We start from the raw sequence: 23,851 nt of genomic DNA, 5'->3' as shown, positions 1-23,851 counted from the left end.
GGCATTGGGCTGAAAAAAGGTAAAATTTCGTATCAAAATCCCAAGTTGTTTTGTCAATTAATATAATAATTTTACAAAGTTAAGGGCATTTTTTTGCTTTTCAACATAAAAAAATACAATTTGCGCCTTGATTTATTCATACCTTATGAATGATGTTTCGGTTATTATTCTGACACACAACGAAGAAAAGCACATTGAGAGGTGTATTCGGAGTTTGCTGCTTTTTACGGATAAGATCTTCATTGTGGATTCCGGCTCTACCGATCGTACTGTAGCAATTGCCGAATCGTTAGGGGCCAACGTAGTGCATAATCCTTGGATCACCTATGCTGTTCAATTCAATTTCGGCATTGACCATACCCCTTTTTCGACCCAATGGTTGATGCGGATGGATGCCGACGAATATGTCACTCCTGAATTAGCCAACGAGATAAAACAGTCGATTGCCGGTTTAGCCAATGAAACGACCGGCATATACGTGAAGCGACGGGTAATGTTTATGAACCAATGGATCAGGCACGGCGATTATTACCCTATCTGGCTTTTGAGATTGTGGCGACGAGAAAAAGGAATATGTGAAGAACTGTGGATGGATGAGCATATTAAACTGTCAGAGGGCCAAACCGTCCAATTCAAAAACGACATTGTTGACCACAATTTGAACAATTTAACGTGGTGGACCCAGAAGCACAATAATTATGCCATTCGTGAAGTAATTGACTTATTAGATATAAAATACAATTTTACCGAAGCGGAACGCGTTATACCTAAGCTTTTTGGAACGCAAGACCAGCGCAAGCGCTTTCTCAAGCTGAAGTACGCTTCTTTACCCCTTTTCACTCGCCCTTTTGCCTATTTTCTGTATCGTTATTTTGTGAAGTTAGGTTTTCTTGATGGCAAAAAAGGCCTGATTTGGCATTTTTTACAAGGACTTTGGTATCGTTTTCTGGTAGATGCCAAAATATATGAAGTATACCATCGAGTTGGAAAAGATAAACAAGACATCATTGAATTTTTCCGAAATGAATACGGGAAAGACCTATCAACGGTCCAAAACCGACCTGTCGAAGTACGACAATAGTTGGTATAAGCAACCGCCTTTATTAAAAAATGTGCTTTGGTTTGTTACAAATGCACTTTTTTTAAATTCGCATTTGCTTGTCCCGGTTTCCTTTAAGCGCCTCATTTTGAAAGCGTTTGGCGCAAAAATAGGCAAAGGATTGATGATAAAGCCAAAAGTAAATATTAAGTACCCATGGTTACTTAGCATAGGAAATGACGTCTGGATAGGAGAAGAAGTATGGATTGATAATCTAACAGAGGTATCGCTGGGGAACAATGTTTGTTTGTCGCAGGGCGCAATGCTCCTCACCGGAAATCATGATTATACGCGGAGTACATTTGATCTGAGTGTTGGAAAAATTGTGATTGAAGAAGGGGTTTGGATTGGCGCTAAATCCATCGTGTGCCCTAACGTAATTTGTCATTCACACGCTGTATTGGCCGTAAATTCAGTAGCAGTCAAGAATTTGGAAGCCTATGGTATCTATCAGGGCAACCCCGCTCAATGGATCAGAGAGCGAAAAATTGAAGCATAATATTGCCTGAAAAGCAAAATAAATTCGTCCCCAAATCAACGTTAAAACCATAAATAATTTACCCTAAAAAGAAGACTACTTAACATTTACACCACTTTGAAAGTAAGCATAATTACGGTCGTTTTTAACGGAGAAAAAACCATAAAAAGTTGCATTGAGTCGGTTTTGAACCAATCCTACAACAACATTGAATATATCATAATTGACGGGAAATCAACCGATAACACATCCGAAATTGTCAAAAGTTACGGCACGAAAATTGCTGTATTCGTATCCGAGAAAGATGCGGGAATATACGATGCCATGAACAAAGGTATCGCTTTGGCAACCGGTGATGTGATAGGAATTTTGAATGCCGACGACTTTTATCATGATCCTTTTGTGATTGAAAAAATCGTTGGTAAACTGAATGAAACTCAAGCAGACAGCATCTATGGAGACTTAATTTACGTAGATGCTGAGAATACCCGCAAAATAAAGCGGTATTGGAAATCAGGTAAGTTTAAAAAGAGAAATTTTTTATTCGGATGGATGCCGCCGCATCCAACGTTTTTCCTTCGAAATTCGTCTTATAAGAAATATGGGACGTATCGATTAGATCTCGGAAGCGCGGCAGACTATGAATTAATGCTGAGAATGTTGTTCAAACACGGAATAAGCGTGGCCTATCACCCGCAAGTAACTACCGTGATGCGAACAGGGGGGGTGAGTAATCAATCCCTTGACAATCGTTTAAAGGCAAATGAAAGTGATCGGATGGCGTGGACTTTAAATGAGCTCACTCCTTATTGGTTTACACTCTGGCTGAAACCCATCCGAAAGATTTTACAGTTTGTTAATAAGCCAAAATATACCGAATAATAAATCGCCCCCTATTTTCGCCTTTGATTTTTGTTCGGTAACCTATTTTTTATAATTTTTGCCTTCAAGTCATGAAGGCAGAATAAGCATAGAATGAATTTATGAATGCAGATATACTTATAGATGTACTCCGGACGCAGTATCAAAATATACTTCAGCACGAAGTATATCAGTGCCTGATCTCTTTTTTGATTGCCTGTGCCGTAGCCGTTACATCTATCCCCGTCATTATTAATATAAGCGGATTGTTGGAGCTTAAAAAGAAGCCCAATTTCCGGAGCGCACACCAACAGGAAACTCCTGAATTTGGCGGAATTGCCATTTATGCATCCCTGTTGATCGCCCATTTCCTTTGGCCTCATACCAACGAAAATACCGACGCTTACCTAACAAGTCTTGCCGTAGTAGGATTGACTATTTTGTTTTTTCTGGGCTTAAAGGATGATATTTTGGTTCTTGACCCCAATAAAAAACTATTGCTTCAGGTTTTGGCCGTTTCTACCCTTATTCTCTTGGGAGGCCTTAAAGTGGATAATTTTTTCGGAATTTTCGGCATTCATCAAATTCCTGATCTAATCAGTATTCCTTTTACCATTTTTATATTTATTGCGCTGATCAACGCCATTAACCTCATTGACGGAGTGGATGGCTTGGCAGGAGGAATCGCATTTATTGCGGGTTTGAGTTTTGGTACCTGGTTCCTGCTTAATCACCATTTTTCGATGGCCTGTATGGCTTTTTCGATGTCAGGTGCTTTATTAGGCTTTCTGAGATTCAATTTCTCTAAAACCAGTAAAATTTTCATGGGCGACACAGGTTCGCTCATTGTAGGCTTTTTATTGGCTTTCTTTGCCGTAAAATTCATCCGCCTTAATGTTACTTATATTCACGATAGCAGTGCATTTTTTAACGCACCTATCCTTGCAGTCGTCCTATTGATCGTTCCTATTTTTGATACACTCCGGGTATTTTTGGTACGTATTCTGAATCGCCGTTCTCCGTTTAGGGCCGACCGCAATCATATGCACCACGTTTTGCTGGACAATGGCATGAACCATTTCCAAACTTCCATTACGCTTTGGAGCGTAACCATCATAAATGTCGTAGGTTACTTTTTGACTTTTAAGTATATTACCAATACGCAGGCGTTCTTCGTGCTGGTCGGCCTTTTTTGTCTCTATCTGCTTGCAGGATATGGTTTGAAAATGCGCGCTGTTAAAATGAAGAAGCAACTCTCCTGGGCGGCGGTATGGAGATCACCGGATATACGCACTCAGCGGTATTCATGGGCAAAGAGATTTATCAAAGGTTTATAAAAAGAAAGAGAGGCCGGAAACCTCTCTTTCTTTATTTGATAGATACTCCGCCGGATATGATCATTTTCATAACATCAGCACTTGACAGATTGTCCAACACTTGAACCTGATCGGCAGAAACAATAAAAAGTTCTCCCGAAAAAGCATAAGAATGGGGACAATAAACCGCCACATAACCTTCCAATTGCAGATTGGGCAAGTCAGTTTGTGTAATAAATCCTAATTTTTTAAGGTTCGACTGCGAATTGACGGTTATCAGAACAGGCTGATTGAACTTCCGTTTGTCACCTACAAAAGCAGTGATCAGGTCTTTGAAGGAATAATAAATGAGACTCACCAAAGGCAATCTTTTTAAGATGCTTTCGCCAAACGAAAAAAAAGATTGCGGGACAAAACGCGAAAAAATAAAACCCAGAAATACAATACTTGAGACAATGATCAGAAGTCCCAGGCCCGGCAAATACAAGTTTTGCTTATCGCTTGTATCAATGTAAATGGGAAGAATACTGTCCAGATAGGTGATTCCTTCTTTGATAATAACAAAGGTAAAATAGGTCGGAGCTACTAAGACAAGACCACGGGCAAAGTAAGCCAGAATGCGCTTAATAATACGATTTTGTAGCATTTTACTGCTGAATAATAGGTTTTCGCTCTTTCAGTTGTTACGAATGCACCAACCGGTCAGAAAGTAATATATACCAATCAACTGCGAATGTTTTGCGTAAGTTCCTTCCATTCGAAGTGCATTGAGGAAAATATTCCCCGAAAACACTTCTTTACAAGCGTTTATAAACAGCCGTAAAACCCGGCATCTTACCTATCTCTTAATTTCTTACTTCTACATTTTTATAAAAAGGATTGGAGTCGAAATGCCCTTTGAAAATCTCGTCTTGCAGGTAATCCATTTTCCGGCAAAAGCGCGGAGCTTCATCGCCGTCTGAGACAATGATCTGGTCATTGGAAGACATTCCCATCAAAACAGATACCGGCAATCCCACTACTTCAGCGAGGTCTTTGGCTACCTGATACTTTCGGACCCCAAAAAACTGCCATGTATGGCTGTTGTTGAGAAGTGTTTGCCAGTTGGGAAAATTACTCTTAAGTTGAGAAAGGTCTTGCCAAAAAGCCCAACAGGCTACCCCATACCCTCTGCATAAGGTAATGAGGGTTTCAAGCAACTTAAAATGCCCCAACTGTGCCGCTTCATCCAACAAAAAGAGGGTCTTGAGTGGAGGAATCTCCTCTCTGCTGATGATCGCTTCAAACAGCGTTCCGATCCACAAACGCAACAAGCCCGCGTGGCTGCTTAATTTATCCGGCGGTATGACAATATAGATGGTGAGCGGTTTTCCGGCTCGTACATCATTCAGATCAAACGACGATGATCCTAAGGTTTTGGCAACCTGTGCACTCATAAACGGTTTAAGGTACCCATTAAGCGTTGCCAATACGGATGGGCGCGTGTCGCGTTCGGGCATCATCATAAACGCGCTGAATTCTTCATAGGCCATTTGGGGCATTTTTTTGCCGATAGTATCCATCTTTACCGCCAAATTATATACTACATCATCATTGATGGCAAGCTCACGAATCGCGTTAAGGTTTTTGCGCTCATCATTCTCGCAGGCAAGCACAAAAGCGATCAAGCCACTGAGCAGACCGCAAGCCGAATTGTCCCAAAAAGGGTCTTTGGTGAAACGGTTGCCCGCAGAGAGCATATCAGCCATGGCCTGAGCGTCTGATTCAACATCTGCATTGGGCAAATGGCGTAGGTCGAGCGGATTCAGGCAGTCAGAATCCGGACCGATACATCGAAAGGGGTCCAGGCACACGATCTGATGCCCCATGCGTTTGCGGGCGCGGGCCGTCACCTTAAAATTTTCCCCTTTGGGATCTATGACAATGGCCGGGCCGGGATACCTGAGCAGGTTGGGAATAATGACGGAGCGGCCTTTTCCGCTTCCCGTTGAAGCAAAGGTCATCTGGTGCATTACATCGGTGCTTTCTACGATGCGCGGAGTATAGGAGGCTGATTGCTGCGGTGCTGAACGAAACCCGATGTTGCGTGCATTGGGTTCTTTTTCCCATCCTAATAAAAGACTTGAAACGGGAACTTTTTTGGGAGGAGTTTGTTGGGAAATCATATCTGTTTTGTCGTAAATGGATACCGCAAACTTCAGCCTCATAACTTTCCTAACCTAAACCAAAAAACCGCTGAAAAACTCTAAAAAAAAGAAATCAACATTTCTTTATTATTATCCGATTTAGTCAGAAGTTTACATTCTCATAATACCCCTACTAATTTACTTGTCTTCCGGGATCGCGACTCGTTGTATGGTGTCATTCTAACTTAATTACCCATATGCCGCGTACCAAAAATAAATTACATTCCCCGTATTATATGGGGGCAATGGCCAAGTACTGTGATTTGGCCATTGGCGGACATCCCTCGGCCCGACCCAGTGGAGAAGAACAGTCTGCGTGGTTTGCGAAACACCTTCGAAAAAAGGGCGAGATGATGGCTGATTCGGAAGTCCCCGGAGTGGAAAGCCTGAAAAAGGTCTATTGTAAAATGCGACGTTCTCCGTGGAATTGCAGTTTCGATGAATCGACGCTCAATAAGGTATGCGGTATGATCGGGAAAGACGTCGATTTTGCGGACTTTTCTACCTACGAAGGGTTCAGAAAATGGATGGGGGAACCGCCCAAAGGCGATGAAAACTGGCTGGCGATCATTGCACGGGAGCGTATTCAACAACTGTTTGAGGAAACGGAAAAGCAAAAATTGTTGCTGCGCAATGCCGAAAATACAGCTCGTTCGCTCACATTCGATGTTGAAAAGATCGAACAATATTTTTCGGTGAACAATCTGTCGGTAGCTGAAGCGAACAAACACACAAAACTTCAAAAGAAACAACTGGAAGAGTTGGAAAGACTGGCCGATTTTGCCATTCAGGAGATCGCTACCGTATCTTTTGTAAAGTCTTTCAATACCGTATTTGTGTACGATTGCAATAAGATCCTGACCGTCTCTCTTACGTCTAAACTTTGGACCGTTGCGTGGAAAATAGACCAATACCTGACGGGAGCAGCCAAACACAGTACAGAAATGCTGCGACACATGCTTGATCTCAAATCCAATTTGATGAAAGCAGCCTGGGCAACGGGCAAAACCGAGATCACAAAGCAACTCAACAACGAACTTTTAGAGCTGATCGATGAAAATAAGCAACGTAATACGCTTGAAATGACGCCTTTGTTTCCGTATTACTTTTCTTATTATTCGTACAGTTGCTGCATCAACCCTGAAAAAACAGCAGAGTTTTGTCGTTTTGCCAGCCAAGTCCAATGCCCGCCGAAAGAGCAGCAGACTTACATTTGGAAGTCATTGAAATGCACCGCCTGTGTTAACATGAGACAGGGGAATTATCAGGAAGCTGAAAATACGCTGGCTCGTATGCGCTCAGAGTGTAATCAGGTGTTTGACGACCATGCTTCTCCAAAACCCATGTTGGCGTATTATTATTATTTGCTTGGCAGTACTCATTATTACCAAGGCCGCCAATTTCACGCAAAGGCTCTTCAAAGTCTGCGTCAGGCGCTTGACCATTGGAGCAAAACCGAGCTTGGAATAAGCGTAGAAGCGGGGCATGCCTATTTTTTATTGAGCGAAATTGAGCGCGAAGCCGGTCATTTAGCTGAATCTATCTCTTTGTCTGAAAAAGCAAACGCTATTTTCCAGCAAACCGCCAAAACCAACGCCTGCTCGTTCAACTATCACGAAACCAAAAAAAATATTGAACAAAGCGTCTACAAAAATCGCCGTTGATTTCTCAACGGCGATCTTAAACAAGGAACTGCACCAAGTGCGGCTCAACTTATACTTTTTTGGTTTGCAGTTTTTTTACGGTATAGACCGCCGCACCTACTGCCAATGCTACTGACAAAAGTTTAACTACCTTTTTCATGGCTTTAACGATGATTTAGAAATGAGTAAAATAAAATACTGAGTGGTAAGGTCTCGGCTTTTTCCTGAAAATACTCAAAAAGGCCTTATTAATAAGACGCTCAAAAGAGGTAAAAAGTTTAAACTACCCGCAGAAAAACAGCAACAAAAGTGCCAATTTTCAGGCAAGTGATATAGCGTAGAAATACGTGTTTTGAGACCGTTTGATAACTTTTCAGAATCTTTTTCCCAATTCTTCCAACTGTTGGTCTGTAAAATCCAGGTGCGTCACAAATCGTACCAAATGCTTTCCGAAAGTGACCGCGCGAATTCCTTTTTGAGCAAGTTGGGCTATATAATCGACGGCAAGAATAGTCTCCGGCAAACGAAAAATGACAATGTTGGTATCAATGGGGAAAATTTCCTCTACCTCGGGAAGCCGTTGGAGCATTTGCCCAATTGCCCGAGCGCGAGCATGATCTTCCCGAAGGCGATCTACGTGGTTATCAAGGGCATAGATACCCGCTGCGGCCAAATAACCGGCCTGCCGCCAGCCGCCGCCCATTACTTTCCGAAAGCGCCGTGCCTGTTTAATAAAATCCTGCGTTCCCAACAGCAATGAACCCACAGGACATCCCAATCCTTTTGAAAGGCAAATGCTGATACTGTCGAAAACTCGACCATACTCCAAGGGACTTTCGTTCGTCTCGACCAAAGCATTGAACAATCGTGCCCCGTCCAAATGCAGCCCCAATCCATGTTCTTTACATACCAAACGAATGGCCTGTATAGCTGATAAATCATAATAACAGCCTCCGCCTTTGTTCATCGTATTTTCGAGCGATACAAGCCGCGATACCGCCGCATGAACATCGTCAGGGTTATTGATGGCATCTCTTACCTGTTGGGCATTGAGACGCCCGCGATCGCCTTCCAATAATTTAACCGAACTGAATGAATTAAGGGCTACTCCTCCCCCTTCGTACAGATAAATATGTGAGTTTTTATCGCAGATCACTTCACTTCCCGGTCGTGTATGCACCCGAATTGCCAATTGATTGGTCATGGTTCCGGAGGCACAAAACAAAGCCGCTTCCATTCCAAACAGTCGAGCTGCTTTTTCTTCCAACGCATTAACGGTAGGGTCATCACCAAAAACATCGTCGCCAACGGAAGCTGCAAACATGGCTTCAAGCATGGGCTGAGTGGGTTTGGTTACGGTATCGGAGCGAAGGTCGATGAGCATTTTCGGTGGTGGTAGTTAGTGATTAAAGAGGTGCAAAAATAGCAAAAGGCGGGCTTATTATTCGTTGGAATAATCAATAAGGCAATAGAAATTCAAATCCTTCCACGTTGCGAACAATGGTGAAGACAAAAAATAAGGTGACTGAAATAATTGTAACATACCGATTACGAATCCATTGCCACGCCTGAGGTGCATTGAACAATTCAGCGTAAAGAACTAAACCTGCCAGCAAAATAACCGGATACACTAATAAATTATTTCGAAAAGCATTTCCAAATTGGCCGTGTAACAACGCATGAAAGGCGCGTTGCCCGCCGCATCCCCAGCAATACAAACCGGTGGTATGCCGCACTAAACAGGGCGGCCCGAAAGACCGAACAGCCGGATCGGCATAAAAATAAAAAACGGTAAGGGCAAGAGCCGTTACCGTAAGTAATATTTTTTTTATCATCAGGCGCTTTTGACTACGTAGCTTTTGATAACCAGATCATGCAATGCCTGTTCTTCGGGGTTGAACAACGGCCACAACCACAACAAAATACACAAATGGCTGCTGATGTATTTTATCAACGAGCGTCCTACTGCCTGTCCAAACGTAAGGCGCTCACCGGCAGGGCCAACCACTTTGATTTTCATAATGATTTTACCGACCGTTGCCTGTTTGGCCGAGCTTATCATGAAGGCTTCATAGATAAAAGGCGCGATCAAGCTAAATAAAACGATACCCAGTACACTTAATCCTGCCAAACCGATCAGTGCAGCGGCGGCTTCATCAGATGAGTCGGAGATGTTGTCGGCATTCATTCCTATCAATGTGGCCATCCCTCCGAAAGGAATCATCAAAAGTGAAAAGGCAATACCTAGAATAATACCATCAATGATTTGGGCGACCAAACGGTTACCAAAACCGGCAAGTTGCGATTTGTCCATAAGTAGAAGATTGTCAGTTAGAGGTTATTAGAGAATTAGAAGAGAGACCTACTGCAAATGAAAGAAAAAGCGCCAAAAAACCAAATTTCTGTTGTTTTTCTTTCCTAAGTTTCTCATTTTGCTTATACAAATTAAGTTCGTACCCTGCACCGTATGTTTTTATTTAAAAAAGGCCTGAAAGACGAAGATATTCTGCATGGAATCCGGGCAGGGGGAACAACGCGGCGGTTGTACGAAAATAAATTTTATGAGAAATACTACTACCTCATAAAACAGGCAACTTTTAAGCATAAAATTTCCGAAGACGATGTCCAAAGTGCCTACTCAGATGCGGTTCTGACCGTGATCGAACACGTAGCGGCGGGTAAATTTGAGGAGAAATCAGGACTGAAAACATATCTGTATCAGGTGTTTATGAATAAGTGTGTTGACACTATTCGAAAAAATACGACTAATAAATCAGGCGTACATCATACCATAGGTTTAGAAGATGCTTTAGGATGGCTACCCGATGAATCGCGCTCGGTGATACGCCAACTTATTGCAGAAAGTGAAATGGGACAATTACGCCAACACCTACGTCAACTCGGTGATAAATGCCGAGACATGATTCTGGCGTGGGGGGAAGGATATTCGGACGAAGAGATAGCGCAAACCATGGGCTATAACACCGCCGCCGTAGCCAAAACCAGTCGACTGCGATGTTTAGAACGATTAAAGGAAAAGTATAAAGGAAAAAGCGGGGAGTAATTCTCCTTTAAGTGAATATAAAAATTCAGTAAAGAGCAACTCCCTTTCCCTCACAGGGTCGGACCGCCGCGCGGAAAGGGTTGGAGATAGAGATTATGACCAATTTGGAACGCATAGAGAACTATTATACCAACGCGCTTTCGGGCGCGGAACGGGCTGATTTTGAGGCTGAACTCAAAAGCAATCCCGCTTTGGCCGAAGACGTAGCGTTTTATGTACAGGCGCGAGCGGCGGCACAGGCAGAAGCACGCGCCCGACGATTACAGGAATTGACCAATCTCGGCCAAAAAACGTCTCCTACACGTATCCGTACGGTTAATTTTCCTTGGACTGCGGCGGCAGCGGTAGTATTATTGTTGAGTTTTGGTACCTATTGGTGGTTTTCGGCTGCGCCGGTTCAGCAGGAAACGGCCACCGCCGAATGGGCAACGCACTACATTGAAAACAATTTCGACACACTTTCGGTGACCATGAGTGGCCGCGGTGATAGTCTTCAAACAGGTATAAATCTATACAATTCCGGAAAGTATGCCGAAGCGCAACAGGTGTTTGAGACGCTCCTCCAACGCGACAGCATAAACGCCGAAGCAGAAAAGTTAGCGGGCATTGTTTCCCTTCAACGCGGGAATTACGACCAAGCGATTAAACATTTTCATCGACTTGGCAACCGCACCGATCTACGCTCTAATCCCGGCAAATTCTACGAAGCCATCGCGCTTCTCAAGAAAAATGTACCGCTTGATAACTATCAGGCAAAAAAGTTGCTGAAGGAAGTAAAGGAGGGTAAATTGGAGGGTTGGAAGGAGGTGGAGTGAGAGGCATCAACTATAAAACTCGCAATCATGGATACTTTTTTCAATTTTAATGAAGGTGATACTAATAACTGGCATCAGCTATTAGTCGACAATAGCTACCCGGTTCTTGATAACTTTATTATCCCCAATCAATTTCTTGTCTCATTTCAAAAAGGTTCTGACTCTAGTTTTGATAAACACCATCAGGAGTGGTTTAAGGATGTTTGGGCCGGCAAACAAGTAACTGCTTTTTTTAAATTAAATAAAAAGAAAGGAAAGAAAATAAATAAAATAAAATTCAAATTAATAAATATATGTAAATGTTGTAATCTTCAACTAGCTATTATTAGTGCAGATTTAGATATACTCCGTTTCCTTGAAGATAATGCAGACATCAGTCCCGGCAATGATAATGATCCCAGAGGAAGCAGTTTTCAAATTGTATGCAATAATTCTTATACTTTTTCATCCGGTATTGATTCAAAGTCTTCCATTAAAACTCAAAATATTGACTTAAAAGACATTTTAAGCCAATATGGTAATTTAAGTAATGAACCCAAAGCAGTAAAGGTCGCTGTTATTGACACCGGCTTTAAATATGAAAATTTAGCAGAACAGGGAATTGAGGTAAATATATGGCAAAATAAACATACTACGAATTCATGTAATATGAGTGTTGATATCGTTGGTTGGAATTTTATCGACGACAATAATAATCCATCAGACGATAACCCTTCTGAACATGGCACAATAATTTCGGCTATAATTTCAAAAACTGCGAATATTCTTGGAGTAGAATACCTTCCTGAAATTATGGTATTAAAAGCCTTCAATTCTAATGGTGTTGGCACTTTATATACCATCATTTGTGCACTTTGTTACTCCAAAGCCCATAGTGCAAACATAATTAATGCCAGTTTTGTGTGCCCTACTTCGGGATTGGGGATTGAGTATTTAAAACGTGTAATAAGAGATTTAGGTAATATAATTCTTATTTGCGCTGCCGGTAATAGAAGATCTATAACGGATAATGTTGGGCTGGGGTTAGGGCTACTTTCTACGACACCTCTTTATCCGGCCTGTTTTAGTGCTGAATTAAACAATGTTATTACTGTTACCTCTTTATGGGAAATGGGCGTTGAGAACTACTCTCCAACTGAACCTATTGTAAACATCTGTGTATATTCCAATGAAAAGGGTTATTTTAATGCACCTTATCTTTGGTTTCGTAATGAAATAGATGCGATAAGAGAAGGTAGAAGGGAAAGGCCAATTGGTGTAGTACAATCTGATATTGACGGAGGTGGCATTAACAGAATTGTTGGAAGTTCATATGCTACAGCTTTTGTAACAGGTTTTATAGTATACACCTTACAAAATGCAGACGGAGTTATGAGCTTAGATTCAGGAAATCTCCGCGAAAGTATATTTACATATTTAAAAAACGAAGGCAAACTTATAGAAAATGGGCGTATGGTATACTGGGTTCAAAGGGGCAATCAAATTAGCCCTCCTTTTTAAGTTAAATTTAATATTAATTAACGAATCATTTGGACAAGGTCAAAGCAAAATACAACTTGAAAACTCTTATAAGAAAGTTATAGAATCTAATAACTTCCCTAAGTATCCTCAACTTGCTTTTATTTGCCAACAATGGGAAGGATTCAATTATGAGAAGGATTCCTGTTTCATAGACTTGCTTTACAGTTTAGCAAAAGATGCAGGATACTACAGAGCAGATTCATTAGCACTTGCAACATCCGAACAACTTATTAAGCTCTCTAATCATAAATCAAATAATAAATATCTGCCTAAAGCGCTGTTCAGAATTGGAAAAATTCATGAACTCACTACCAGTTTCAATACTGCAAAAAAATATTTCCTTCAATGTATAGAAATTGGAAAACAGCAAAAACAATGGCACTGGGCAGCAATGGCAGCCTCAGAAATGGCATTTATCAATTTTACAAGCGGGGACCATTCTGTAAGTATGGAATGGAGCGAGCAAGGTATTGTATGGGCAAAGAAAATAAACGACGAAGAGGCGTTAGCTAATAATGAATATGAGAAAGTTCGCTGGCTTCTTTTAAAAGGGGAAACAGATAATGCTTTAATATTGGCAAGTACTGTATTAGAAAGAGGCTTACGTAACAAAAATCTTGAATTTGATTTACCTCTTTATTATCGTAACATTGCAAATATACTTAAAAGGAAAGGTGACTTTATTACCGCCGAAAGTTATTTTTTAAAATCACTACTACTAACTAAACATTTTAATAATCCGGAAAAGATATCCAGCTGCGAATTAGAACTGGGTTTTTTTTACTATAATATAGAACAATTTGAAAAATCTCTTCTCCACTATTCTAAAGCAATTAAGCTAGCGAAAGATTTTAATAGACGCGCCAGATTATATGATAATATTGGTGCCGTTTATTGGATGAAACATAATTATATTGAAGCAATTGAAAATTATCAATGGGGTTTTATAGAACTAAAAGTATTATCAAAGAACAGCAAGGATATTGATAGAAACCCTACTTCGGGAAGTATGCGTTTATCTTCCTACAAAGAATACCTCCTTACCCTCATCCAAGACAAAGCCGACACGTGGCTCGACTACTTCAAAGCCACCAAAACCAAAAGCCACCTCACCAACGCTCTCAAAACCTATGCCCTCGCCGATAGCATGATCGACTTCATGCGCTACGAACACGCGGGCGAAGGTTCCAAGCTTTTTTGGCGGCAGAAAACACGCGGAATGTACGAACGCGCCATTGAAGCCTGCTATTTGGCGGGAGATATGGAACAGGCATTTCGCTTTTTTGAGAAATCCAAAGCAGTATTGCTGGCTGATAAACTCAACGAATTAGGAGCCAATCAGCAATTGCCCGAAGTAGATAACAAACGCCAAAAATCCCTGCGAGACAGCATCACCGGGCTTCAAAATCAACTCGCTTCGCTCGCAATCAACGATAAAAAAAGGCCGATGCTTCAAAGCCGGCTGGAGCGCTTTAATGATGATTTTGAGGAATTTCGAAAAAATCTTGAAAAAACAAATCCCGCCTATTATCGCTATAAATATGATAACAGTACTCCTACGATAACTGAATTCAAAAAAAACCTTCCTGAGTTAAGTAGTGCGTTCGTCTCCTACTTCGTGGGCGACAGCGCCGTATACGCATTTACCATCCGCGAGCAAGCCACGCTGGTTCGGCTCACCATCAAACCAAATGAGTATCAAACCTTAGCCAATGAGTTTTTAAACCTTTGCGCCAACCGTACTACGCTCAACGCCAATTATCCTCGTTATCGTACGTTGGCGCATAAGCTGTACCAATACCTTTGGCAACCGTTGGGAATCACCGAAAAACGGGTCATTATTTCTTCAGACGGCGAATTTCTACCTTTTGAAGCCCTACTGAGTGCTCCCACTGACGACGCTTTTTTGCTTAAACAACACGCTGTCAGCTATACTTATTCGGCTAATTTTCTGGTCAAAGGCAAACCAACCAATGGTTTTGCTCAAAATTTAACGTCCAATTCATTCGTTGGCTTTGCTCCCGAAACATTTACGGCTTCTTTAAAACAAGTTGCACTTTATGGGTCAAAATCGGCATTGGAGGCTGTTGCCAACACCTTTTCCCTTGGCAAGACATTTACCTATACAGAGGCCACGAAAGCGGCATTTCTAAGTTACGCGCCCAATGCCCGCGTAATTCAACTTTTTACCCACGCTGATGCCGACCCGACCGAAGCAATAGAGCCGATCATCTATTTTCAGGATGCAGCACTGCGCCTTTCCGAACTCAATCAAACGGAAGGTTTCAATGCCCAATTGTTGGTGCTTTCGGCCTGTAAAACAGGCGTTGGACAAAACCAACGGGGTGAAGGCGTTTTCAGCTTGGCGAGAGGCTTTGCCGCCTTAGGAATCGGCAGCACCGTCACTACTCTTTGGAACGTGGAAGACCAACCGACCTACGAGCTTACCAAACTGTTTTATACCTACTTAGAGGAGGGGCTCCCCAAAGATGAAGCCTTGCAACGAGCCAAATTGGAATGGATGCAATCGGGCGGAAAAGCCGAAGCCTTGCCGTCACAATGGGCAGGAATGATTTTGGTTGGTGATGTAAATCCGTTATCCGGTAATCGTTATCCGTTAATCATTGGAGGAATTACCGCCATTTTATTGGTTAGTGGCGGAGTTTGGTGGCGTCGAAAACGAAAACCCGTCACACTATAAGTTTCTGCTCACTAAAAATCAAGCCGTTCCGTTGGAGCGGCTTTTTTGTTTGTATGAACTTTTGGCAAAAAAGGTGTCCACTCCAAAAGCGCAACGGCTCACTTCTTCCTCCCTTTTTAAGCAGAAAGAAAAAGATTCTTAAAAAATGTAAGCATCAATGTTTCCTCCCCCTGCGCAGGTTTCGACTAACAGTATTGAAACAAATCATTCATTTAAAAAAGCTTTACCAAAATGAAAAAACTAAGTTTTCTATCCGCTGCGCTTCTAAGCGCATCCATGTTATGCCTGTTGACGGCCTGTCCAAGTCCTACCGGCGAAGTCGGCCCTAAAGGAGACAAGGGTGATACCGGAGATCAAGGGCCTCAAGGGGTTGCCGGACCTCAAGGTGCTACGGGGACTGCCAATGTGATTTATTCAAGTTGGTTTACAACCACTTCATGGCAAACTCGAACCTCTTTGGGTAATATTCGCCAGTTTTATTACGATAAGAGCGCTGCCGGTATAACTGCTTCTATTCTTACTAATGGAGTTGTGCTTGTCTATGGAAAATTAAACGGATATGTTTCAACTTTAGATTTAAACGAAAAAGTGATACAACTTCCCTATACCGTACTTTATAATTCGACATCAGATGAAGCTGATTTTTGGTCCTTCCGAGCCACCGCAGGAAATTTGCGAATCGTTTTTGAAAACAATAAAAACTCATATACGTCTATCAGTACCGCATATCAATTTCGGTATATAATTATTCCGGGTGGAGTGGCCGGGGGTCGCAAAGCCGCCATCGACTACTCCAACTACGAAGCGGTAAAGAGAGCCTACAATCTCCCTGACTAAATAACAGCAAGCTGAAAACAATTAAAAATAAAAGCAAAATGAAAAAATTAATCATTGTGTTTTTGCTGTTGTCGGCCAATAACCTTTGGGCACAAAGCAAATGGAAAATACAGCTGGGAGTCAGGGGCGGGGTAAATTTAGCACAACTCCATACAGGTAACTTTGTAGCTGAACGACGGGTAAACGGCCGACTGTTGGCTGACAATATCAAAGAAAGTTTCAAGACCCGTACCGGTTACGTGGCCGGAGGGTATGTACGAATCGGCGGTAAATTTTATCTGCAACCGGAGGTAATTCTTTCCGCAAAAGGCGGCAGTATCAATATTCTGCGCGATGCTACCGATCCATCTGACGATGTGATTGAGATAAACTACACCAATATAGACGTACCGTTGCTCTTGGGATACCGTCTTGGTCCCGTTCGGATAAGTGCAGGTCCGTTGGCTTCCTTTAATGTGCGATCAGGGCAATCTCTCAATGAGGCCATCAAATCGTATACCGACACCGGCACGGCCAATGCCTTCAAAAACGCCTATTATGGCTATCAGGCAGGAGCAGGGCTTGACATCGGCAAATTATCATTGGATGTTCGTTACGAAGGAAGTTTGTCTGACGTCTCTTTTGTGGATTTATCCAATCAGGTCAATTTCAGTCAAAAAGCCAACCTATGGCAGATCACGCTGGGGATAAGGCTGTTAAACATTTGATTTACAATATATTAATCAAAACTCAAAACTGTCTTACTACCATGAAAACATATTATATTTCACTAAATCAACGGCCGAAAATTTACCTTCAAGGCATTCTTTTCTTTGTTCTACTGGTAGGCGGTATGCCCGCTTATGCACAGTGGGAGCGTGTACACGGGGGCGTTACACCATCATACGCGCTCCCGGCAGGCAATGAAAACGATGGCTCTCCACTTTACATTGCCAGAATCAGGCACGAGGGCGGGATACACATTGGCAAAGTAAGAGCCAATGCACGAGAGGCATTTATACCCTATGGAGGTAAAGAAATCATAGCTGACAACTTTGAAATTTACACCGGAAAGGGAAGATGGGTAACCGTATCGGGTGGTAATTTTCCGGCCAATGCCATTGTTGGCGGTTATGAAAACGACAATTCACCGCTCTATATCGTAAGAGCTTCTATCGGCGGCGGGTTACACATCGGAAAAGCAAGAGCCAATGCTCGCGAAGCATTTATTCCTTATGGAGGAACGGAAGAGATCGTTTCCAATTTTCAGGTATTAACAAGATAGGACCAAACTCAATTCTCTGCTTCTGCCGGAGGTGACCGATCCTTATTTACCAAAATGTATATCAAAATGAAAATCATACAAAAATTTCAACGCCGCACTCATGTATTGTTACTGGTTGGGATGATGATTACGGTCTCAAGTTGCGGGCTATTCCAAAAAGCAGTAGAGGCAGCCTTCCCTTTGTTGGGAACCTGGACCATGAACAGCCTGGAATTAACATTGGAATACAAAAACCAAATCAACTACCGCTCCGGGCCGTATGCCAACACTGTCATCGCTAATCGACTATTGGATTTTGGCACCGACAATGTAACGATGGGAGGCACATCTTACGGCTATCGTCGCGAAAAGGTGAATGGGGTGAATAAGGTGATCTTTATTGACAAATCTACCAACAAAGATGCCTTTGTATTTATCTATACGCTTTCCGGCAATTCGTTAACGCTTACTTCCGAAAATTTCCTAACGGGCAACACCGCTCAGGAGCGCGTCAGTAATGCCAAAGCCTGGGCTGCTGTTTTCGGTATCGGTCTCAGCAAATTTGCTTATCTCACAAACGCCACCGATGCCTCTTCGGCCATCTTTTCCGTCAAAGCGACCAAAAATTAAGTACTGAAATCCATGAAGAAATTCCTCTATATCAGTTTACTGCTGACGGTAAGTATGTCGGGTTGCCACAAAAATCCGATCTCTCCTACCGAAGAATGTTGCGACTCAGAAGCGGTAGCCATCAACATAAACGCTCAAATGGGTTTGTGGCTTCCCACGGTATTTTCACCTAACGGTGATGGGACAAACGACACATTTACGATCAAATGGCAAAATATATCAACGTTTGGCATGACGGTTTTGCGCAATGGGCTGCCGGTGTTTAAAAGCAATGCTCTCGAAACGGAGTGGGACGGCACCATCAACGGAAGCACCCCTAAAAAGGGCGTATATGTGGTAGCGGTATCGGGAAAATTTGAAACGGGTTTGGCATTTTCGCAACTCACCAAAATTTACCTCGCCACCGACTGTTTACCGACTGACGAAGCACTGCCCAAATGTGTTTTTGGTGATCAACTTACCAATCGTGGGTTGACGGGGGTACCTACCTCAGACCCCGTAGCGAACTGCAATTAGTCACTTCCGTGAAAACAAAACTCCTGCTGCTTGCCATTGCAGTTTTGGTTGAAATTTACCGGGCATTTTCAGCTTCTTCGGTTGAACCCAACGCTTCTTCTACCATTCCTGCATTTATACAGGAAAAAGGTCAGGATAACGCAATAATAGCGGGAGTACTTGGAATAGCTGCTCTTTTGGTCACATTCACAAGCCGGTTTATCCTCACACCCGTCGGAATCATGGTCGGAAGTATGGCTGTTCTACTTGGATTCAGAGTGCTCCGAAAAATACAGGAAGGACACTACTCCTCCAACGGCAGACGATGGGCATGGACCGGCATCATTGTCGGAGGGCTCACCGCATTTTCTATGCTACTGTCGGGTGTCTTTTTTTGTGGTGATGCTCAGTCATTGAGGCCACATTAAATTTTTATTTATTTCTGTTTCCTGCCGGTTCTGCTTTTTCGACTAATCCATCAACTATCTGTTTTTCATCCTTTTATTTTTTAATAACCATGAAATACCCTTCTCTGCTTCTTTGGCTGACCTTAGCCGCTCTTATAGGGGCCTGTGGTCGCCCCGCCACCAAAGGCCCCTTGAAAACCTACGCGATTCTACCCTTTGATGTTACTATCGAAAAGAATCTGCAAGTAAAGAAAACCACGCCCGAAATGCTTCGCGAACAGGAAGAACGCGAAGCGTACCAATACCAAAACGGGGTATTTCAGTACATGATGGAGCGCAAAAAAGACTTTTCGGTCGATTTTCAGGACATTGACGATACCAATACACTCCTCAAACGCCACAACGTCACGTACGACAAAGGCCGCTCCATGACCAAAGCTGAACTCTGCAAATTGTTGGAGGTGGACGGCCTGCTGACGGGTCGCTTTCAGCGCAAAGAAAACCTCGACCGCAACATCTCCCGTGGATTGGACTTAATTGCTTCTAAAACCAACACCTTTGGTTTAGCACCCAAACAGGGCGAAGCCACCCTCAGCCTAACCCTCTACAACTCGGTCGAAAAACGCGTTGTATGGACTTACCAAAACGATGATTGGAACAGCTCCTATCGCAGCCCCGAAGAAATGGCACGCGGACTGATGGGGAGAGCGGCGAAGAAGTTTCCATATAAGAGATAAAACATAAATTGAAATTTTCAACCTTCAAACTATTAAAACTATGTTTATCGGAACCATTGGTTTTGGCATTTTGACAGCCTTCCATCCTTTTTGGAGCGGCACAGATTCTCGGGTACTTGTCGAGATTTTAAGAGACGGACAGTTTATAAAACGATTAAGGCTCGAAGGGGGAAATACCGAACGCTTAGACAGAGGTGAATATAACCTGCTGACCTATACTTTTCATGAGATGTTTTGGGACGGGGCCTCTTTAAATCCGGAGGGTGGCGTAGCAGTAATTCCACCTCCGGCGCCCCAATACGGGCTTGAATTAAGAAGTAGCAACTTCGAAAATCGCCTTTCATTTAGGTTTATTATTGAGGGAGATGACATGTGGAGACCGGAAGAAATTGAAATAGTATACAAAAAGTACCGCGATACAATTGAGGGTGCCATTGACCCTACCGGATGGTACATCGAAGATGAATGGAGTTCTCTTCGAATTTTCTCAACGGATGGAATTGTTTTGAGCAGTGACTCCCGCGAAGGAACATCCACATTCTTTTTATCAGCTTAATGAATAGTATTTTTCGGGCTGATTTTCAAACTGTTTCAATCAATATTGATAAAAGCTTTATCTCAGCTAACAAATCTAAAAACCACTTAACATGTCACTTCCCGCTTTATCCATTTCAACTTGGCGCTATGCTACAGGATCTTCTGCTGAACTTTCAGCAGGTGAAGGCTTTACTGTTGGTGCCAATTATACTGTCTTACAACTTCGAAGAGCAGGTGAACCAAATCCAACTTTGTACTTCAGAGCAGTTGGCGTCTGCTTCGGTCTGGGTGTTTCACCTTTACCCGCTTCTGCCAATTTTTCACTAAGTGATTTTCAAAGTGCAGGCACTAGATTTACAAATAGGTGTCCTGAAAAGCCATTTTGCAGCCGAGATATAAAAAGAGGCAACCTCATAGTTCTAAATACCTTACAAGGAGGAGATCGCGTCGGAGTTTATGGAACTGCATTGTATTTAATTGATCCAAGCATTTCTATCTTCTCTATTGAAAGAGTAAGAGGTGCTTGTTTTTTTGCAGGGGCTAATTTTACTACGCCCGGAGTATCTGCTGATTTTTGCGTTTTAAGAATAATTGACTGTGGACATCCAAGTAATTTATTACAAGGAGGTTTGTAAATCGTAGTATTATAATAACACACATTAGAGTAAACATGTCATATGAATCAGAACGTTTTGAAAATATCAGAGATAGAATAGGAACGTTGCTTTGGAGAGGTAGTTGGCTGGGTTTAGAATTAGCCCGCTACAACTTAGTATACTGGCTAACCGGCTCCGGAGCAGACCGAATAGATTACCCATCGGGGGCCTTCCAGAACTCCTCTGTTATAAGCAATGAGCTGAACACAGCCCATATCAGGCGGTTAAAAACAGGCATTATTAACCGATTACAGGCTGGCCCTGAAACAATGTTTCCATCCGGCGGAAACTCTTCTTCTGTTTCTTTTCTGGACGGGCGCGAATCAATCCCAAGAAGGGCGAATCCATTGAGAAATAATAATTTTGAGGAGTTTTATATAGAGAGTTCAGTCGCCTACCATGATTTCATATTGAGTGGAGAAGGAGATTTAGCTAATGCTTTCGGAGGTTTGACGGTCAGGTCACGAATAGGTATTCGTTTACTTGAAATCAATCTTCAACATCCAGAACGTTCGCGAATACGTTTTGAAAATTGGTTTTGTAAAGTGTATGATGAATACGATTGGAACTATGGTAATCTTACTTTCCTGACCGGAGTGTCAGATGATGAGATGATTTGGTATAGAGATAATAGCGAACGATTTACTGAAAATCATCGTCAAAGGGGTAGAAATTACAAAATTTTCTCAAGAGAATGGGAGCACAATACTCTATATCGTTCGGTGATCGTCAATGATCTTGGCTCTAACGACTATCCTATTCCTATGCTTTAATCGGCAATTTTGCTTCTCAACTCCCCGAAATGTTTCATCTAAACACAGATTCCTTATGTTAGCCTCTTCTCTCACCCTCTCCCCACGCCTCATCGTCTGCCCGGAAAACATTGTTCAGATTCTGGGAGAAAGCAATTACAGCCGCATCATCATGAATGATGGTCAAAACATCATGGTCAGTCAAACGCTGAGTATGATCCAACAAAAACTGCCGTCGGAGTTTATTCGCATTCATAAATCGCACCTGATCAATGTTCGGTATTTAGCCCAAATCCTGCGTCGGCAAAAACTGTTTGTATTAACCAATGGTTTTCGAGTCCCTGTTTCACGTCGGCGCGCAGCCGGGATTCAGGCAAATTTGTTGCAAAGTACCGACTCCCCCACATTGGGGATACCGGGCTTTTCCAAAAAAGCGTATCTTAGTACTCCCCTTCCGCCTACTCTATGAAAACGCTCCTTATTTTTTTGCTTGGCTTCCATTTGGCTTTTATAGCAACTGCTCAAACCGTTACCTTTGCTGAACACAAAGAGCGTGGCGATAAATGCTTTACAAAAGGTGATTACGAATGTGCCCGCAACAGCTACAAACGCGCACTGCTCATTCGCTCCGACGACGCCTATTGCAAAGCGCAACTCAAAAAAATCGGCGAAGCCGAAGAACGCAAAAAACGGGAGCGCATAAAAAAAGAAGAACTTGATCGCTTAAAGAAAGAGCAAACCCTGAAAGAGCAGGAAGCGGAAAAATTGCGCCTCGCTGAACTGGCCCGGCAGGAACAGGAGCGACAGGCTCAACTGAAAGCAGAACAGGAAAAAGCAGCCCAAGCCGCAGAAATAGTTCGACTGGCTTTTTTTCATACCAACCACCCCAAAGCCACCGATGACGATAAAGACGGTATTCCCTGGCCTTTCGACGGCTGCCCTGCCCAAAAAGGCGATATTCGGTATTGGGGCTGTCCGGTGCCTTCGTACCCGGAAAGCAAATGGAGTCAGTATGCCAATGGCGAGGTTGCAACTGATGCGGTAGAACTGGGCAAGACCTCCGAAGGAAAAAAACGCTATTTGGTACGGGCAGGAATGAGTCAGTTAGGCTACATTGAGGAAGGTCAAAAGGAAGCTGTTATCGGCGCAGGAAATATCACCGTCAATGTCTATGATTTGTTGACCAAAGGGACATTCAAATGGGTTAAACCTGCGCCTGAAATATACATTTCGGGCAAGGCAGTGCCGCGTTCGGCCGTATCAACTACCAATTTCATTGCGCGTATTGCGTCCAAAAAACAATTGGCGGTCGGCGTTGCCAATCCCTCCAACAGCCAAGCCCTTTTTTTTGACAGTAAGACCGATTTTCAAAACGATAATTACGAAATACTCATTGATGATAATGTTGCCGTTGGGATTTTACAGGTAAAAAAACACAGATCCATTACTGCAACTTCACTTGCCTTATATATCAATGCCATTAAAACTTCGTACGGTATTCTCGAAGTAAAGCCCGGCAATGTAGAAGTGACGGCTGAATTTAAAGACCGCAGGAAAAAAATAGTTACTACCGATAAAATTGCGTGGGTCATTGAAGCCAATCAAACGTATAAATATGTGTTGGGGCAGCTTCCAAACGGCACCGTCACTTTGGTGGAAGAAGCAAAACAATCCATTTTTGAACTTGCCGCCCATTAATCTTCAAGAAAAAGTAGAAGCTCTCCGGTAGTTATATCTGACACTTTTGATAGAAATACGACATTTTGTCATTATAAAAATAACAAAAATCAACAAATTCGGCCATTTTGTCACTTACATAAAAAAGCTGAAACATAGCACAATTTTTACTTATTTAACTGAAAATCAATCAATT

26 protein-coding genes are annotated in these 23,851 nt (G+C 42.6%); 21 read left to right on the top strand and 5 right to left on the bottom strand.

Translation table 11 applies throughout. The features are described from left to right. Positions 1–145: 145 nt before the first annotated feature. From ACQY73_RS24900 to ACQY73_RS24885, 4 genes are all read left to right on the top strand, one after another. Entirely contained in the window at positions 146–1,081 is a 936-nt protein-coding gene (locus tag ACQY73_RS24900) for a glycosyltransferase family 2 protein (protein WP_428656217.1), read from the top strand. Continuing rightward, complete coding sequence (locus ACQY73_RS24895) at positions 1,023–1,598, top strand: WcaF family extracellular polysaccharide biosynthesis acetyltransferase (RefSeq protein WP_428656214.1); 576 nt, start codon at positions 1,023–1,025, stop codon at positions 1,596–1,598. The genes ACQY73_RS24900 and ACQY73_RS24895 overlap by 59 nt, the downstream gene beginning before the upstream one ends. Positions 1,599–1,694: 96 nt before the next feature. Then, on the top strand, positions 1,695–2,459 hold the full coding sequence (locus ACQY73_RS24890; protein WP_428656212.1) for a glycosyltransferase family 2 protein: 765 nt from the start codon (positions 1,695–1,697) through the stop codon (positions 2,457–2,459). 101 nt (positions 2,460–2,560) lie between these two features. Beyond that, entirely contained in the window at positions 2,561–3,775 is a 1,215-nt protein-coding gene (locus ACQY73_RS24885) for an MraY family glycosyltransferase (protein ID WP_428656210.1), read from the top strand. Positions 3,776–3,806: 31 nt separating this feature from the next. Here ACQY73_RS24885 and ACQY73_RS24880 read toward each other — a convergent pair whose 3' ends face one another. Both ACQY73_RS24880 and ACQY73_RS24875 read right to left on the bottom strand, forming a co-directional pair. Continuing rightward, positions 3,807–4,400 (bottom strand): DUF502 domain-containing protein, encoded by a 594-nt coding sequence (locus tag ACQY73_RS24880; protein ID WP_428656208.1) that lies wholly within the window; start codon positions 4,398–4,400, stop codon positions 3,807–3,809. A 199-nt stretch (positions 4,401–4,599) separates the two neighbouring features. After that, positions 4,600–5,919 carry a type IV secretory system conjugative DNA transfer family protein gene (locus tag ACQY73_RS24875; RefSeq protein ID WP_428656205.1) on the bottom strand — a complete coding sequence of 440 codons (1,320 nt, stop codon included), beginning with the start codon at positions 5,917–5,919 and terminating at the stop codon, positions 4,600–4,602. A 218-nt stretch (positions 5,920–6,137) separates the two neighbouring features. Between ACQY73_RS24875 and ACQY73_RS24870 the strand changes: the two genes are divergently transcribed. Beyond that, the gene (locus ACQY73_RS24870) at positions 6,138–7,604 is read left to right on the top strand and encodes a tetratricopeptide repeat protein (protein ID WP_428656202.1); all 1,467 of its coding nucleotides are present in this window, start codon (positions 6,138–6,140) and stop codon (positions 7,602–7,604) included. Between the two features lie 352 nt (positions 7,605–7,956). Here ACQY73_RS24870 and ACQY73_RS24865 read toward each other — a convergent pair whose 3' ends face one another. The 3 genes from ACQY73_RS24865 to ACQY73_RS24855 all read right to left on the bottom strand — a co-directional run bounded on the left by ACQY73_RS24865 (position 7,957) and on the right by ACQY73_RS24855 (position 9,897). Beyond that, positions 7,957–8,967 carry a threonine aldolase family protein gene (locus ACQY73_RS24865; RefSeq protein ID WP_428656199.1) on the bottom strand — a complete coding sequence of 337 codons (1,011 nt, stop codon included), beginning with the start codon at positions 8,965–8,967 and terminating at the stop codon, positions 7,957–7,959. Positions 8,968–9,040: 73 nt separating this feature from the next. Continuing rightward, positions 9,041–9,418, bottom strand: a complete 378-nt coding sequence (locus ACQY73_RS24860; RefSeq protein ID WP_428656197.1) for a DUF2752 domain-containing protein — start codon at positions 9,416–9,418, stop codon at positions 9,041–9,043. Next, positions 9,418–9,897: an RDD family protein gene (locus ACQY73_RS24855; RefSeq protein WP_428656195.1), complete on the bottom strand. Its 480-nt coding sequence runs from the start codon at positions 9,895–9,897 to the stop codon at positions 9,418–9,420. The genes ACQY73_RS24860 and ACQY73_RS24855 overlap by 1 nt, the downstream gene beginning before the upstream one ends. Before the next feature lie 153 nt (positions 9,898–10,050). On the opposite strand from ACQY73_RS24855, the gene ACQY73_RS24850 reads away from it, so the two are divergent. From ACQY73_RS24850 to ACQY73_RS24775, 16 genes are all read left to right on the top strand, one after another. Next, positions 10,051–10,647, top strand: coding sequence for an RNA polymerase sigma factor (locus ACQY73_RS24850; protein ID WP_428656192.1), 597 nt, complete (start codon positions 10,051–10,053; stop codon positions 10,645–10,647). A gap of 95 nt (positions 10,648–10,742) precedes the next feature. Then, positions 10,743–11,462 (top strand): tetratricopeptide repeat protein, encoded by a 720-nt coding sequence (locus tag ACQY73_RS24845; RefSeq protein ID WP_428656190.1) that lies wholly within the window; start codon positions 10,743–10,745, stop codon positions 11,460–11,462. A gap of 27 nt (positions 11,463–11,489) precedes the next feature. After that, positions 11,490–12,962, top strand: coding sequence for a S8 family peptidase (locus ACQY73_RS24840; RefSeq protein WP_428656187.1), 1,473 nt, complete (start codon positions 11,490–11,492; stop codon positions 12,960–12,962). A gap of 919 nt (positions 12,963–13,881) precedes the next feature. After that, entirely contained in the window at positions 13,882–15,684 is a 1,803-nt protein-coding gene (locus tag ACQY73_RS24835) for a CHAT domain-containing protein (RefSeq protein WP_428656184.1), read from the top strand. A 231-nt stretch (positions 15,685–15,915) separates the two neighbouring features. Continuing rightward, positions 15,916–16,521: a collagen-like triple helix repeat-containing protein gene (locus tag ACQY73_RS24830; RefSeq protein WP_428656182.1), complete on the top strand. Its 606-nt coding sequence runs from the start codon at positions 15,916–15,918 to the stop codon at positions 16,519–16,521. A 38-nt stretch (positions 16,522–16,559) separates the two neighbouring features. Further along, positions 16,560–17,228, top strand: coding sequence for a porin family protein (locus tag ACQY73_RS24825; protein WP_428656179.1), 669 nt, complete (start codon positions 16,560–16,562; stop codon positions 17,226–17,228). A 41-nt stretch (positions 17,229–17,269) separates the two neighbouring features. Then, entirely contained in the window at positions 17,270–17,785 is a 516-nt protein-coding gene (locus tag ACQY73_RS24820) for a DUF3421 domain-containing protein (RefSeq protein ID WP_428656176.1), read from the top strand. 66 nt (positions 17,786–17,851) lie between these two features. Then, positions 17,852–18,394, top strand: coding sequence for a hypothetical protein (locus tag ACQY73_RS24815; protein ID WP_428656174.1), 543 nt, complete (start codon positions 17,852–17,854; stop codon positions 18,392–18,394). Positions 18,395–18,406: 12 nt separating this feature from the next. Next, positions 18,407–18,910 (top strand): gliding motility-associated C-terminal domain-containing protein, encoded by a 504-nt coding sequence (locus ACQY73_RS24810; RefSeq protein WP_428656172.1) that lies wholly within the window; start codon positions 18,407–18,409, stop codon positions 18,908–18,910. 8 nt (positions 18,911–18,918) lie between these two features. Next, entirely contained in the window at positions 18,919–19,317 is a 399-nt protein-coding gene (locus ACQY73_RS24805; protein ID WP_428656170.1) for a hypothetical protein, read from the top strand. 89 nt (positions 19,318–19,406) lie between these two features. Then, a complete protein-coding gene (locus ACQY73_RS24800) occupies positions 19,407–20,033 on the top strand; it encodes a hypothetical protein (protein ID WP_428656168.1) in 627 nt (208 codons plus the stop codon). 40 nt (positions 20,034–20,073) lie between these two features. After that, a complete protein-coding gene (locus tag ACQY73_RS24795; protein ID WP_428656167.1) occupies positions 20,074–20,589 on the top strand; it encodes a hypothetical protein in 516 nt (171 codons plus the stop codon). Positions 20,590–20,680: 91 nt separating this feature from the next. After that, positions 20,681–21,205, top strand: a complete 525-nt coding sequence (locus ACQY73_RS24790; protein WP_428656165.1) for a hypothetical protein — start codon at positions 20,681–20,683, stop codon at positions 21,203–21,205. 35 nt (positions 21,206–21,240) lie between these two features. Then, a complete protein-coding gene (locus ACQY73_RS24785) occupies positions 21,241–21,999 on the top strand; it encodes a hypothetical protein (RefSeq protein WP_428656163.1) in 759 nt (252 codons plus the stop codon). A gap of 55 nt (positions 22,000–22,054) precedes the next feature. Beyond that, positions 22,055–22,447 (top strand): LytR/AlgR family response regulator transcription factor, encoded by a 393-nt coding sequence (locus tag ACQY73_RS24780; RefSeq protein WP_428656161.1) that lies wholly within the window; start codon positions 22,055–22,057, stop codon positions 22,445–22,447. Further along, positions 22,444–23,676 carry a hypothetical protein gene (locus ACQY73_RS24775; RefSeq protein WP_428656158.1) on the top strand — a complete coding sequence of 411 codons (1,233 nt, stop codon included), beginning with the start codon at positions 22,444–22,446 and terminating at the stop codon, positions 23,674–23,676. The genes ACQY73_RS24780 and ACQY73_RS24775 overlap by 4 nt, the downstream gene beginning before the upstream one ends. The last annotated feature ends 175 nt before the right edge of the window (positions 23,677–23,851 follow it).

This window comes from Runella sp. (genome assembly GCF_965279615.1).
In the GTDB taxonomy this organism is placed as follows: domain Bacteria; phylum Bacteroidota; class Bacteroidia; order Cytophagales; family Spirosomataceae; genus Runella.
Note: the sequence above shows the minus strand (reverse complement) of the source record. Positions and strands in the feature narration are given on the sequence as shown.

Bases quoted from the DNA above. Each gene is read 5' to 3' on its own strand.
- ACQY73_RS24900 (WP_428656217.1), top strand. From the start codon at position 146: ATGAATGATGTTTCGGTTATTATTCTGACACACAACGAAGAAAAGCAC.
- ACQY73_RS24895 (WP_428656214.1), top strand. From the start codon at position 1,023: ATGAATACGGGAAAGACCTATCAACGGTCCAAAACCGACCTGTCGAAG.
- ACQY73_RS24885 (WP_428656210.1), top strand. From the start codon at position 2,561: ATGAATGCAGATATACTTATAGATGTACTCCGGACGCAGTATCAAAAT.
- ACQY73_RS24880 (WP_428656208.1), bottom strand. From the start codon at position 4,400: ATGCTACAAAATCGTATTATTAAGCGCATTCTGGCTTACTTTGCCCGT.
- ACQY73_RS24875 (WP_428656205.1), bottom strand. From the start codon at position 5,919: ATGATTTCCCAACAAACTCCTCCCAAAAAAGTTCCCGTTTCAAGTCTT.
- ACQY73_RS24870 (WP_428656202.1), top strand. From the start codon at position 6,138: ATGCCGCGTACCAAAAATAAATTACATTCCCCGTATTATATGGGGGCA.
- ACQY73_RS24865 (WP_428656199.1), bottom strand. From the start codon at position 8,967: ATGCTCATCGACCTTCGCTCCGATACCGTAACCAAACCCACTCAGCCC.
- ACQY73_RS24860 (WP_428656197.1), bottom strand. From the start codon at position 9,418: ATGATAAAAAAAATATTACTTACGGTAACGGCTCTTGCCCTTACCGTT.
- ACQY73_RS24855 (WP_428656195.1), bottom strand. From the start codon at position 9,897: ATGGACAAATCGCAACTTGCCGGTTTTGGTAACCGTTTGGTCGCCCAA.
- ACQY73_RS24850 (WP_428656192.1), top strand. From the start codon at position 10,051: ATGTTTTTATTTAAAAAAGGCCTGAAAGACGAAGATATTCTGCATGGA.
- ACQY73_RS24845 (WP_428656190.1), top strand. From the start codon at position 10,743: ATGACCAATTTGGAACGCATAGAGAACTATTATACCAACGCGCTTTCG.
- ACQY73_RS24840 (WP_428656187.1), top strand. From the start codon at position 11,490: ATGGATACTTTTTTCAATTTTAATGAAGGTGATACTAATAACTGGCAT.
- ACQY73_RS24835 (WP_428656184.1), top strand. From the start codon at position 13,882: ATGAAACATAATTATATTGAAGCAATTGAAAATTATCAATGGGGTTTT.
- ACQY73_RS24830 (WP_428656182.1), top strand. From the start codon at position 15,916: ATGAAAAAACTAAGTTTTCTATCCGCTGCGCTTCTAAGCGCATCCATG.
- ACQY73_RS24825 (WP_428656179.1), top strand. From the start codon at position 16,560: ATGAAAAAATTAATCATTGTGTTTTTGCTGTTGTCGGCCAATAACCTT.
- ACQY73_RS24820 (WP_428656176.1), top strand. From the start codon at position 17,270: ATGAAAACATATTATATTTCACTAAATCAACGGCCGAAAATTTACCTT.
- ACQY73_RS24815 (WP_428656174.1), top strand. From the start codon at position 17,852: ATGAAAATCATACAAAAATTTCAACGCCGCACTCATGTATTGTTACTG.
- ACQY73_RS24810 (WP_428656172.1), top strand. From the start codon at position 18,407: ATGAAGAAATTCCTCTATATCAGTTTACTGCTGACGGTAAGTATGTCG.
- ACQY73_RS24800 (WP_428656168.1), top strand. From the start codon at position 19,407: ATGAAATACCCTTCTCTGCTTCTTTGGCTGACCTTAGCCGCTCTTATA.
- ACQY73_RS24795 (WP_428656167.1), top strand. From the start codon at position 20,074: ATGTTTATCGGAACCATTGGTTTTGGCATTTTGACAGCCTTCCATCCT.
- ACQY73_RS24790 (WP_428656165.1), top strand. From the start codon at position 20,681: ATGTCACTTCCCGCTTTATCCATTTCAACTTGGCGCTATGCTACAGGA.
- ACQY73_RS24785 (WP_428656163.1), top strand. From the start codon at position 21,241: ATGTCATATGAATCAGAACGTTTTGAAAATATCAGAGATAGAATAGGA.
- ACQY73_RS24780 (WP_428656161.1), top strand. From the start codon at position 22,055: ATGTTAGCCTCTTCTCTCACCCTCTCCCCACGCCTCATCGTCTGCCCG.
- ACQY73_RS24775 (WP_428656158.1), top strand. From the start codon at position 22,444: ATGAAAACGCTCCTTATTTTTTTGCTTGGCTTCCATTTGGCTTTTATA.